This is a genomic window from Streptomyces aurantiacus, assembly GCF_001418335.1.
Lineage (GTDB): Bacteria > Actinomycetota > Actinomycetes > Streptomycetales > Streptomycetaceae > Streptomyces > Streptomyces aurantiacus.
Window position 1 is genome coordinate 1 of record NZ_LIPP01000141.1, and the last position, 11,373, is coordinate 11,373.

Genomic DNA, 11,373 nt, shown 5'->3' on the forward strand with positions numbered 1-11,373 from the left:
TTCCCCCGTACGTCCCCCGTGATCCCCGACGGTCCCCCCGTTCCGGTCCCCTTCGGGTCCACCGTGCCTCACTCCCGCCGGGTCTCGGCGGAAGGAGCGGTAGGGAGCACGGCACCGTTCCGCCGCCCCGTGTCGGCGGTGCCGGAGCCGCGCCCCTTTCCGTGCCTCCACTCTGCCGTTCACCCAGGTCGGCGCCCATCCGCGCGCGTACTCAACTCGCCCCCTAGGTACGGGTACTCAGCCGTACGCACGCGTGCGCAGGAAGTACCGGTGCCGCCTGGTGACGATCGCCTCCGCGTCCGTACTCCCCTCGTCACTCTCCTCGTCCGGCTGCGGACGGCGATGTCGGTGGCGGCCGATACAGTCCCTGGCATGGCACGGATTGTGATGATCGGGGCCGGGATGGGCGCGATGGCCGCCGCCGCCCGGCTGGCCGTCGCGGGCCACCGGGTGACGGTGTACGAGCGTTCGGCGACGTACGGCGGCGCGGTGGGCCGCTTCGAGCGCGACGGCTTCGCCTTCGACACCGGCCCCGGGCTGCTCCAGGTGCCCGCCGTCTACCGCGACCTGTTCGTCAAGACGGGCAAGGAGCCCCTGGAGGCCTGCGTCGACCTGGTCCAGGTCGACCCGGCGGCGCGGCACGTGTTCGCCGACGGCACGGAGGTCTCGCTGCCCAACGCCTCGCGCGCGGGGGCCGTCTCGGCCCTGGACGGCGCCCTGGGCGCGGGCGCGGGTGAGCGCTGGGGGGACTTCCTGGTCCGGGCACGCGAGGCCTGGGACCGGACGCGCAGACCCCTCCTGGAGGAGCCGCTGTGGCCCAACTGGCGGGTGCTGGGCGAGCGCGAGCCCTATCCGGCACTGCGCCGGCGGCGCCTGCTGCGCACGCGTACGGCGGGCCGGCTCTCGGAGGTCGGCGCCTGGGAGCTGGCCGACCCCCGCCTCACCGCCCTCCTGGAGAGCCACGCGCTGGCGTACGGCCTCGATCCGGGCGCGGTCCCGGCGAGCGCGGCCGTCCTGCCGTACATGGAGCACGCCTTCGGCACCTGGTACGTGCGCGGCGGGATCCGTGAGCTGGCGCGCGCCGTGTACGAGCGGTGCCTGGCCCGCCGGGTGGAGTTCGCCTTCGGGGCCGAGGTCGTCTCGGTCACGGAGAAGGACGGCCGGGCGACCGGCGTGGAGCTGCGCGACGGAACCGTCGCGGAGGCGGACTTCGTGGTGGGCGGCCCGCCGGAGCTGCTGGAGAGCCTGACGGGCCGCGGCGCTCTGTACGGGGGTGAGGCACCCGAGCCGCACCCCGCGCCCCTGTCCTGCGGCAAGGCCGTGGTCTGCCTCGCCCTGCGCGGCCCGCGCGAGGCGGGCACCGCGCACCGCACGGTCGTCCACACTCCGGACCGGGCCGAGGAGTTGGGCCACATCTTCGGGACGGGTGCGGCACCGCCGCGGCCCACGGTGTGGGTGGACCGTCCGGACGATCCGCTGCTGCGCCCGGACGACGCCCACGAGTCCGTGGTGCTCACGGCGACGGTGCCGTCCCTCGCGCGCCACGACTGGGCCGCGGCCGGCGCCGCCGACGCCTTCGCGGACCGTATGGTCGCCGCCGCGGAGCGGGCGGTACCGGACCTGCGCGAGCGCATGCTGTGGCGCGAGGTACGGACACCCCTGCACACGGAGCGCGAGACCGGAGCCGGGGGCGGCGGCGTACCCGCTCCCGCCCTGGCCGGCGCGGACGGCACCCGCCTGCGGCCGGCCAACACCACCCGGATACCGGGCCTGTTCGCGGTCGGCGGCTGGGCGCACCCCGGCGGCGGTCTTCCGCACGCCGGCATGTCGGGGGCGCTGGTCGCCGGACTGATCGTGGAGGGCCCGGACTTCCGGGGTTCGCAGTGACATCCGGGGGACGGGCGCCACGGTGAGGTCACGCCGGATCGAGTACCGGCACCGCCGGTAACCGGCAGCACCGGTCAATTCCGGTTAATACCGATCAGTACCGGTACTGCTGCTCGTCGTACCCGCCCTGCTGCTGCCCGTTGCCTTCGTACGGATACGGCTGCTCCGGCGGGAGTTCGCCGCCGTAGGGGTCCTCGGTGGTCCGCTGCTGCGGCACCCAGACGCCGCCGGCCGGAGTCTCGCCGCCGTAGGCGCCCGCGGCGTACTGGTCCTGTCCGTAGCCTTGCTGCCCTTGCTGCCCTTGCTGCGCCTGCTGGTCCTGGCCCTGCTGCCCGTACTGCTGCTGCGAGGCGTCGTAGGGCTGGCCGTAGGAGGCGGCGTCGTAGGGCTGCGTGCCGATGTACGGGTCGGAGTAGGCGGCGTATTGCTCCTGCTGCCCGGTGTCGTAGCCGTACTGCTGCTGGTCGTAGCCCGAGTAACCCTCGTATCCGTAGTTCTGGGCGAACTGGTCCTGGCCCTGCCCCTGTCCCTGACCTTGGTCCTGTGCCTGGTCCTGGCCCTGCGCCTGGCCGGTGGCCGCCGCGTAGGCGGCGGCGCTGTAGACGCCGTACTGGCCGGTTTCGTCGGGCAGCGGCTGCGGTTCGTAGACGGCGCTCGGCCCGGCGGCGTTCGCGGGGCTCTGCCCGAAGACCGAGTCGTCGCGTCCGAAGGCGTCGTCCCGGCCGAAGTCCTCGTGAGGATACGTTCCGCTCTGTGTGGCCTGGAGGTCCGTGACCTCCAACGCCGGTTCCTGGCGGTCGGGTTCGCCCCGGCGGCGCTTGGTGGCGCCCGGGCGACCGGTGACGGCCCAGCCCGACGCGAAGCCACTGCGGAACGACAGCGTGACGTAGGTCTGCCCGACGGCGAAGGCGGCCGCACCCAGACCGATGACCACCACGGAGGCGACCAAGACCCCGATGACCACCCCGAGGAAGCCGGCGAAGGCCAGCAGCCGCCAGCGCAGCCGCGCCTTGTACTGCAGCAGGACCTCGCCGAGCAGCCACAGCGCGACAATGCCGAATGCGATGTAGAGGACCGTCCAGCCCATGTACGCCCCTCTCCCAGATGACCGCTACGCAGTGTGTCGTACGACGATGCGACCGGTCTAGGCCTGCTGTGGGTGATGCAGGCCCAGGTTCTCGTAGATTTCCAGCGACGCGGTGGAGTTGTTCAGCGTAATGAAATGCAGTCCGGGGACTCCCTCGGCCAGCAGCCTCGCGCAGAACTCCGTGGCGAACTCGATGCCAATGGAGCGTACAGCCGCCGGATCGTCTCTGGCTGTGAGGATGCGCTCTTTGAGGGCGTCGGGGAACGCGGCGTTGCTGAGCTTGGGCAGGCGCTCCAGCATCTTCACGCTGGTCACCGGCATGACCTCGGGGATGACGGGCGTCCGGCAGCCCGCCGCGTCGACCCGGTCACGCAGTTTCAGGTACGCGTCCGGCTGGAAGAACATCTGTGTGATCGCGTAGTCGGCGCCGGCCCGGCACTTGTCGACGAAGTTCGCCACGTCCATGTCCCAGTCCGCGGACCGCGGATGCATCTCCGGGAAGGCCGCGACCCCCACGCAGAAGTCGCCGGATTCCTTGATGAGCTGGACGAGTTCGGCCGCGTAGGTGAGGCCCTGGGGGTGCGCCACCCAGTCGGCCAGGGGGTCGCCGGGCGGGTCGCCGCGCACGGCGAGCATGTTCCGGATCCCGGCGTCCGCGTACTGGCCGATGATGTTGCGCAGTTCCGCGATGGAGTGGTTGACGGCGGTGAGGTGGGCGACCGGAGTGAGCGTCGTGTCGGCGACGATCTGTTCCGTCGCCTTGACCGTGCCCGCCCGCGTGGTGCCGCCCGCGCCGTACGTCACGGAGACGAAGCTGGGGGCGACCGCCTCGACCCTGCGCAGCGCGTTCCACAGGTTCCGCTCGCCCTTTTCGGTCTTCGGCGCCCAGAACTCGAACGAGTAGGTCGTCTTGCCGGTCGCGAGCATGTCCCGCACGGTGCGTGCGCGGTCAGTCCTGGTGGAAGCAGATCCGAGGGCCATACCCGCAGGCTATCCAGGGGGGAGACGGTCCCCCAACCGGGTGCGGAGAATTTGTCTGGTTTGTCGACTTGTTGTCCAGTCCTCGGACAACCTGAAGCGACCTGAGGTCGAGCGAACCTCCAGTTCGGGCCGTCGAGCAGTCTGGGCCGTCGAGCCATCGAGCCTCGAACCCCCGTAGGACGCGCGAGGGACTGCGACGCGCATTCACGCCGTACCCGCCGCCCGGCTCACGCCGCCCGCAGCCGCTTCGCGAACCGGGCCGCCGCCGCGCCCGGGTCGTCGGCCTCGGTGATCGCCCGTACGACGACGACCCGGCGGGCGCCCGCTGCCAGCACCTCGTCGAGGTTGTCCAGGTCGATGCCGCCGATGGCGAACCAGGGGCGGTCGGTGGCGAGCGCCGCCGTGTGCCGGACCAGGTCGAGGCCCGGCGCGTGGCGCCCGGGCTTGGTGGGGGTCGGCCAGCAGGGACCCGTGCAGAAGTAGTCCACGCCGTCCTGGACGGCGGCGGCCGAGGCCTCGGGACCGGCGTGTGTGGAGCGGCCGATCAGGACCTCGTCGCCGAGGATCGCCCGGGCCGCCGCGACGGGCAGGTCACCCTGGCCGAGGTGCAGGACGTCGGCACCGACGGCATGGGCGACGTCGGCCCGGTCGTTCACCGCGAGCAGCTTGCCGTGCCGGCGGCAGGCTTCCGCGAGGACGGCGAGGTGGTCGAGCTCCTCGGCCGCCTCCATGCCCTTGTCCCTCAGCTGCACGATGTCCACACCGCCCGCGAGAACCGCGTCCAGGAAGCCGGCGAGGTCTCCCTGGCGCCTGCGGGCGTCCGTGCAGAGGTAGACCCGGGCGTCGGCGAGCTGGGCGCGTGCGGTGGATTCGGGCATGCGTGGGTCCCCCGTGTCGTCATGTCATGTCATGTCGTGCCGGTGGCGTACGGGCCGGGTGCCACGCGGTCCGTACGCCGTGCGGCGTGATCAGCTCAGACGGCGAGCGCCTGGGCGCGGCGCTTCACCTCCGTGCCGCGATTCTCACTCAGAGCCTGCGCGGGGGTACCGGGCAGGCTCTCGTCGGGGGTGAAGAGCCATTCGAGCATCTCTTCGTCGTTGTAGCCGTCGTCCCGCAGGAGCGTCAGGGTGCCGGACAGGCCCTTGACGACCTTCTGTTCGTCCACGTCGATGAAGGCGGCGGGGACGTGCAGCGCGCGGTTCTCACCACGGCGTACGGCGATGAGCTGGCCTTCCCTGACCAGCTGCCGGACGCGCGTCACCTCGACGCCGAACCGTTCGGCGATGTCGGGGAGGGTGAGCCAGGCGGGGACGAGAGCATCGATCTTTGCGTCAATCTCGGTCACGAGGACAAGCCTGCCATCTCCCACTGACAGTGGGTACCCGGGTCCGTCGACCGGGTCACGGGCTGTGGCCTGCCGGCGGCGCGTGGCCCTGGCGGGGGCTCAGCGTTGTTCCGTCGGGTGCGGGCCGTCCGTGGCTGGTCGCGCAGTTCCCCGCGCCCCTGACGGGGCGCCCGCACCCGAAAAACCACGCTCCGTGCTAGACCGCCGCCCCCTTCAGGGGCAGGCCCGGGTCCGCCAGGGAGGTGGGATTCAGCGTGGCTCCCGACTCGATCAGGCGTCGCCCCTGCGCGAGGTCCCGCGGTCTGCCCACCGCCAGGACCGCGACCAGGCGGCTGTCCCGGAGCCAGCACACCGACCAGGAGGGGCTTGCCGGATCGCCCCGCCACACCAGGGTGTCCGCGGAGCCGTGATGCCCCGCGTACTGGACGAAGCGGCCGAACTGCTCGGACCAGAAGTAGGGCACCGGGTCGTACGGGGCGGGCGTCTCGCCGACGATGTTCGCCGCGACCGTGCGCGGGCCCTGCAGCGCGTTGTCCCAGTGGTGGACGAGCAGGCGCTCGCCGTAACGGCCCGACGGGAACGAGGCGCAGTCGCCGACCGCGTACACGTCCGGGACGGAGGTGCGCAGGTGGTCGTCCGCGACGATCTCCCGATGGGCGCCGAGTTCGATCCCCGAACCGGCCAGCCAGGCCGTGGCGGGCCGCGCCCCGATACCGACGACGACGGCGCCCGCGGGCAGCCGCGAGCCGTCGTCGAGGACCACCGCGCCGGGCTCGACGCGCTCCACGCGCGCGTGGGTGCGCAACGACGCCCCGCTGTCCGCGTACCAGGTGGCCATGGGTGCGGTCACCTCGGCCGGCAGCGCGCCGACGAGTGGCCGGTCCGCGGCCTCGACGACGGTCACCGAACAGCCCGCCTCACGGGCCGCCGTGGCGAACTCCGCGCCGATCCAGCCCGCGCCCACCACCACGATGTCGTGCTGCCGGGCGAGAACGGGGCGCAGCCGCTCGGCGTCGTCGAGGGTGCGCAGCAGGTGCACCCCGGGTACGCCCTCGGCGCCCGGCAGCCGGATCGGTTCCGCGCCCGTGGCGACGACCAGGACGCCGTACGGAACCGGGCCTTCGGCCGTGTCGAGTTCGCGCGGGGCCGGGCGTACGCCGGTCACTTCGAGCCCCAGGCGCAGTTCCACGCCGAGGGCCTCGAAGTCGACGTCGAAGGCGGAACCCTCGGCCTTGCCGAGCAGTACGGCCTTGGACAGCGGCGGGCGGTCGTACGGCTGGTGGGGCTCCGCGCCGATCAGGGTCACGCTTCCGGTGAAGCCGCCTTCCCGCAGGGCCACGGCCGTCTGCACCCCCGCCATGCCCGCACCGACGATCACGACGCCCGGTCGCGCCGTCGGGCCCGGTCCCTCTGTCAGCTCACTCACCCGATCACCATAGACACTGGCTTCTGCGACCACACTTGTCCCGGCGCCCTCCTCCAGAAGGAGACGAAGGGCTAGGGTGGCGGACGTAAAGCACTCGCGGGAGTCCGGACGTACCGGGCTGAGAGGGAGGCTGGGACGGCCTCCGACCGTACGAACCTGATCCGGGTCATGCCGGCGAAGGGAGGGGCTGGACGCCCATGTCGCGTACACCGCAAGCAGCGTCACCACAGGCATCCCCACAGTCACCGACCCCACCACGGACGACGCCACAACCACCAACCCCACAGCCACAGCCACCGCCACCGCGATCACCGTCGTCCCCGGCGGGCGCGTCCGACGTGCTGGTCGTCGGGGGCGGGATCATCGGTCTGGTCACCGCCTGGCGGGCCGCGCAGCGCGGGTTCACGACCGCGCTGGTGGATCCCGCACCGGGCGGCGGCGCCGCACAGGTCGCGGCGGGGATGCTGGCCGCCGTCACCGAGCTGCACCACGGCGAGCAGACCCTCCTCGGCCTCAACCTCGCCTCGGCGCGGCGCTATCCGGACTTCGTCGCCGAGCTGACCGAGGCGACCGGCGCGGACCTCGGTCACCGGCAGTGCGGCACGCTGACCGTCGCGCTCGACGCCGACGACCGCGCCCACCTGCGGGAACTGCACGCCCTGCAGCAGCGGTCGGGCCTGGAGTCGCAGTGGCTGAGCGGCCGTGAGTGCCGGCGCCTCGAACCGATGCTCGCGCCGGGCGTGCGCGGCGGACTGCGGGTGGACGGCGACCACCAGATCGACCCGCGACGGCTCGCCGGGGCCCTGGTCACGGCCTGCGAGCGGGCCGGTGTGGCCTTCCACCGGACCTGGGCCGAGCGGCTGACCGTCGTACGGGACCGGGCCACCGGAGTCGTCACGGCGGACGGCACCGCACTGCCGGCCGGGCAGGTCGTCCTCGCCGCCGGCAGCCTCAGCGGACGCCTCGCGGGCGTGCCCGAGGACGTGCTGCCGCCGGTGCGTCCCGTGAAGGGACAGGTGCTGCGGCTGGCCATGCCGGAGCGCGGCGCGCCGCCCTTCCTGAGCCGGACCGTGCGGGCCGTGGTCCGCGGCAGCCACGTCTACCTGGTGCCGCGCGAGAACGGCGAACTCGTCGTCGGCGCGACCAGCGAGGAACTGGGCTGGGACACCACGGTGACCGCCGGCGGCGTGTACGAACTGCTGCGGGACGCCCACGAACTCGTACCCGGCATCACCGAACTGCCGCTCACCGAGACGCGCGCCGGGCTGCGCCCCGGCTCACCCGACAACGCGCCCCTGCTCGGTCCGAGCGGGCTTCCCGGGCTGCTCCTGGCGACCGGCCACCACCGCAACGGCGTACTGCTCACCCCGGTCACCGGCGACGTCATGGCGCATGTCCTGACCACCGGTGAACTGCCGGAAGAGGCACGTCCGTTCTCCCCCAGGCGGTTCGACGCCGCCGCACTCACGGAGCAGCCCGCATGAGCGTGACCGTCCTCGTCAACGGAGAGCGGCGCCAAGTCGCCGCCGACACCGCCCTCGACACCCTCGTCACCACTCTGAGCGCGGCGCCCTCCGGTGTCGCCGCCGCGCTCAACGAGACCGTCGTCCCGCGCGCGCAGTGGCCGAGAACGCTTCTGCGCGAGGGCGACCGCGTCGAAGTGCTCACCGCCGTCCAAGGAGGCTGACCCATGGCCGACGATCCCTTCGTCCTCGGCGGTACGTCCTTCACGTCCCGTCTGATCATGGGCACCGGTGGCGCGCCCAGCCTCGACGTCCTGGAGCGTTCGCTCGTCGCGTCCGGCACGGAGCTGACGACGGTCGCGATGCGCCGGGTGAGTCCCGGGGCACAGGGCTCGCACGGCTCGGTCCTCTCCGTGCTCGACCGGCTCGGCATCCGCGTACTGCCCAACACCGCGGGCTGTTTCACCGCGGGGGAGGCCGTCCTGACGGCCCGTCTCGCGCGCGATGCGCTCGGCACGGACGTCGTCAAGCTGGAGGTCATCGCCGACGAGCGCACCCTGCTGCCCGACCCGATCGAGCTGCTGGACGCCGCCGAGACCCTCGTCGACGACGGCTTCACGGTGCTGCCGTACACGAACGACGACCCGGTTCTCGCGCGGAAGCTGGAGGACGTGGGCTGCGCCGCGGTCATGCCGCTGGGGTCGCCCATCGGGTCGGGGCTCGGCATCCGCAACCCGCACAACTTCCAGCTGATCGTGGAGCACGCGCGCGTGCCGGTGATTCTGGACGCGGGAGCCGGTACGGCGTCGGACGCCGCGTTCGCCATGGAGCTGGGCTGCGCCGGTGTGATGCTCGCCTCGGCCGTGACCCGGGCCCAGGAGCCGGTCCTCATGGCCGAGGGCATGCGGCACGCGGTCGAGGCGGGGCGGCTCGCGTACCGGGCGGGGCGCATTCCGCGCCGGCACTTCGCCGAGGCCTCGTCCCCGGTGGACGGAATCGCACGCCTCGATCCGGAACGCCCCGCTTTCTGACCGTTGGCTTGAACATCCGTCCGAATTCGGATGCCCTGTCGCGGCCGTCGCCGTGCCGTCGCCGTGCCGTCACCGTGCGAGGTGCGTCACAGGTCGGCTTCAGTACCGGCCCACCCTCGTCCGGGCGGGCGGCCCTGACAGTGGCGGCTCGTACACTCACCTGCGTGGACACGACCCTTCAGGACCCCCTAGTCGGGCATGTGCTCGACGGTCGGTATCGCGTCGACGCGCGCATCGCGGTCGGCGGGATGGCCACGGTCTACCGGGCCGTGGACACCCGCCTGGACCGGGTGCTCGCGCTCAAGGTGATGCATCCGGCGCTGGCCGCCGACGGCACGTTCGTCGACCGCTTCATCCGCGAGGCCAAGTCGGTGGCCAGGCTCGCCCATCCGAACGTGGTCCAGGTCTTCGACCAGGGCACCGACGCCGGCTACGTGTATCTGGCGATGGAGTACGTGGCCGGCTGCACCCTTCGCGACGTGCTGCGCGAGCGCGGGGCGCTCCAGCCGCGGGCCGCGCTGGACGTCCTGGAGCCGGTGCTCGCCGCGCTCGGCGCCGCGCACCGCGCCGGATTCGTGCACCGCGACATGAAGCCGGAGAACGTCCTGATAGGGGACGACGGCCGGGTGAAGGTGGCGGACTTCGGTCTCGTACGGTCCGTGGACACGGTCACCCACACGACGGGCGCCGTGCTGGGCACGGTGTCGTATCTCGCGCCGGAGCAGATAGAACACGGCACGGCCGACGCCCGGGTGGACGTGTACGCGTGCGGCATCCTCCTCTTCGAGATGCTGACCGGCGACCGGCCGCACCTGGGGGACTCCCCCGCCGCGGTGCTCTACAAGCACCTCCACGAGGACGTGCCCCCGCCGTCGGAGGCCGTGCCCGGCCTGGCGTACGAGCTCGACGAGCTGGTCGCGTCGGCCACCGCGCGCGACCCCGGGGCACGCCCCGACGACGCGGTGGCGCTGCTCGCCCAGACCCTGGACGCGCGCAGCGCGCTGAGCGACGACCAGCTGGACTCCGTACCGCCCGGGGCCCTCGCCACGGACCGCCCGGGCGCCGACAACCGTACGAGCGTGATCCCGCGCTCCCTCTCGGTGCCGCGGCTGCTCCCGGCGAACCCCGTGAACGAGGACGACGCGGAGCTGCACCACACGAGTTTCCTGCCGTCCCCGCCGCCGGGCCCTCCGCGCCGCGGTCGCACCATGGCACCCCGCCGGGGTGTGCTCGCGATCGTCGCCGCGGTATTGCTGGCCCTCGGCGTCGGCGCGGGGGTCTGGTACATCAACTCCGGCCAGTTCACCGAGGTTCCCGCGGTGCTCAACAAGACCGAGGCACAGGCCACGGAGCGCATCGAGGACGCGGGACTCGACGTGAAGGGCGTCAAGACCGCGTACAGCGACACGGTCAAGCTCGGCAGGGTCATCAGCAGCGATCCCAAGCCCGCCACCCGCATCCGCGACAACGGCTCGGTGACGCTGACGGTCTCCAAGGGCCCGAACATCGTGCGGGTACCGGACCTCAAGGGCTTCTCGCTCGACAAGGCCAAGGAACAGCTGGCGGACGAGGGGCTGGCGGCGGGCATGGTCACCAAGGCCTTCAGCGACAACGTCCCCGTCGGCTTCGTGATCAGTACGAAGCCGGGGGCGGGCACCGAGCGCCGGGGCGGTTCGGCGATCGCGCTCGTCGTCAGCAAGGGCGAGCCCGTGGACGTGCCGGACGTGGTCGGCGACGACCTGGACGACGCCAAGGAGGAGCTGACGGAGGCGGGTCTGACGGTCGAGGTCGCCACCGAGCGGATCACCTCCGAGAACGAGGCCGGTCAGGTGGCGAAGCAGTCGCCCGAGTCCGGACGCGAGGTGGCGGGGGGCGACACCGTCACGCTGACGGTGTCCAAGGGCCCGGAGATGATCGAGGTCCCGGACGTCGTGGGCGACAGCGTCGACGACGCGAAGCAGGAGCTGGAAGAGGCCGGCTTCGAGGTCAAGGAGGACCGCGGTCTGCTCGGCCTCTTCGGCGACACGGTCAAGAGCCAGTCGACCGAGGGCGGCGACACGGCGCCCGAGGGATCGACGATCACCATCGAGATCCGCTGAGCGAGACGCGGGGCGGAGCGGAGCAGGGGGCGTAGGGCGGCGCGTGGGGCGGCG

10 protein-coding genes and 1 riboswitch are annotated in these 11,373 nt (G+C 72.5%); of the genes, 5 read left to right on the forward strand and 5 right to left on the reverse strand.

Annotated elements, in window-relative coordinates; genetic code table 11:
- Positions 1 to 372 precede the first annotated feature (372 nt).
- The gene (locus tag AOK01_RS19665) at positions 373 to 1,887 is read left to right on the forward strand and encodes a phytoene desaturase family protein (RefSeq protein WP_213862118.1); all 1,515 of its coding nucleotides are present in this window, start codon (positions 373 to 375) and stop codon (positions 1,885 to 1,887) included.
- 94 nt (positions 1,888 to 1,981) lie between these two features.
- Here the strand turns inward: AOK01_RS19665 and AOK01_RS19670 are convergent, their stop codons facing one another.
- The 5 genes from AOK01_RS19670 to AOK01_RS19690 form a co-directional block, all read right to left on the reverse strand.
- Complete coding sequence (locus AOK01_RS19670; protein ID WP_055513477.1) at positions 1,982 to 2,974, reverse strand: SCO2102 family sporulation regulator; 993 nt, start codon at positions 2,972 to 2,974, stop codon at positions 1,982 to 1,984.
- A 57-nt stretch (positions 2,975 to 3,031) separates the two neighbouring features.
- Positions 3,032 to 3,955 (reverse strand): methylenetetrahydrofolate reductase [NAD(P)H], encoded by a 924-nt coding sequence (gene metF / locus AOK01_RS19675; RefSeq protein ID WP_055513479.1) that lies wholly within the window; start codon positions 3,953 to 3,955, stop codon positions 3,032 to 3,034.
- 227 nt (positions 3,956 to 4,182) lie between these two features.
- Positions 4,183 to 4,833 carry a thiamine phosphate synthase gene (gene thiE / locus AOK01_RS19680; protein WP_055513482.1) on the reverse strand — a complete coding sequence of 217 codons (651 nt, stop codon included), beginning with the start codon at positions 4,831 to 4,833 and terminating at the stop codon, positions 4,183 to 4,185.
- Between the two features lie 95 nt (positions 4,834 to 4,928).
- The gene (locus AOK01_RS19685) at positions 4,929 to 5,300 is read right to left on the reverse strand and encodes an Rv2175c family DNA-binding protein (protein ID WP_055513484.1); all 372 of its coding nucleotides are present in this window, start codon (positions 5,298 to 5,300) and stop codon (positions 4,929 to 4,931) included.
- A gap of 196 nt (positions 5,301 to 5,496) precedes the next feature.
- Positions 5,497 to 6,660, reverse strand: a complete 1,164-nt coding sequence (locus AOK01_RS19690) for an NAD(P)/FAD-dependent oxidoreductase (RefSeq protein WP_055513491.1) — start codon at positions 6,658 to 6,660, stop codon at positions 5,497 to 5,499.
- Between the two features lie 152 nt (positions 6,661 to 6,812).
- Positions 6,813 to 6,926: riboswitch (TPP riboswitch) on the forward strand.
- On the opposite strand from AOK01_RS19690, the gene thiO reads away from it, so the two are divergent.
- From thiO to pknB, 4 genes are all read left to right on the forward strand, one after another.
- Positions 6,924 to 8,210, forward strand: coding sequence for a glycine oxidase ThiO (gene thiO, locus AOK01_RS19695; RefSeq protein WP_079103571.1), 1,287 nt, complete (start codon positions 6,924 to 6,926; stop codon positions 8,208 to 8,210). It overlaps the preceding riboswitch by 3 nt.
- Complete coding sequence (gene thiS, locus AOK01_RS19700) at positions 8,207 to 8,413, forward strand: sulfur carrier protein ThiS (RefSeq protein WP_190853044.1); 207 nt, start codon at positions 8,207 to 8,209, stop codon at positions 8,411 to 8,413. Before thiO ends, thiS begins: the two co-directional genes overlap by 4 nt.
- Positions 8,414 to 8,416: 3 nt before the next feature.
- Positions 8,417 to 9,220, forward strand: coding sequence for a thiazole synthase (locus AOK01_RS19705; RefSeq protein ID WP_055513488.1), 804 nt, complete (start codon positions 8,417 to 8,419; stop codon positions 9,218 to 9,220).
- Positions 9,221 to 9,384: 164 nt separating this feature from the next.
- Entirely contained in the window at positions 9,385 to 11,319 is a 1,935-nt protein-coding gene (gene pknB, locus AOK01_RS19710; RefSeq protein WP_055513490.1) for a Stk1 family PASTA domain-containing Ser/Thr kinase, read from the forward strand.
- Positions 11,320 to 11,373: the final 54 nt, after the last annotated feature.

Coding starts and splice junctions, on each gene's coding strand:
- thiO (WP_079103571.1), top strand. CDS start 6,924: ATGTCGCGTACACCGCAAGCAGCGTCACCACAGGCATCCCCACAGTCA.
- AOK01_RS19665 (WP_213862118.1), top strand. CDS start 373: ATGGCACGGATTGTGATGATCGGGGCCGGGATGGGCGCGATGGCCGCC.
- thiS (WP_190853044.1), top strand. CDS start 8,207: ATGAGCGTGACCGTCCTCGTCAACGGAGAGCGGCGCCAAGTCGCCGCC.
- thiE (WP_055513482.1), bottom strand. CDS start 4,833: ATGCCCGAATCCACCGCACGCGCCCAGCTCGCCGACGCCCGGGTCTAC.
- AOK01_RS19670 (WP_055513477.1), bottom strand. CDS start 2,974: ATGGGCTGGACGGTCCTCTACATCGCATTCGGCATTGTCGCGCTGTGG.
- AOK01_RS19690 (WP_055513491.1), bottom strand. CDS start 6,660: ATGGCGGGGGTGCAGACGGCCGTGGCCCTGCGGGAAGGCGGCTTCACC.
- AOK01_RS19705 (WP_055513488.1), top strand. CDS start 8,417: ATGGCCGACGATCCCTTCGTCCTCGGCGGTACGTCCTTCACGTCCCGT.
- metF (WP_055513479.1), bottom strand. CDS start 3,955: ATGGCCCTCGGATCTGCTTCCACCAGGACTGACCGCGCACGCACCGTG.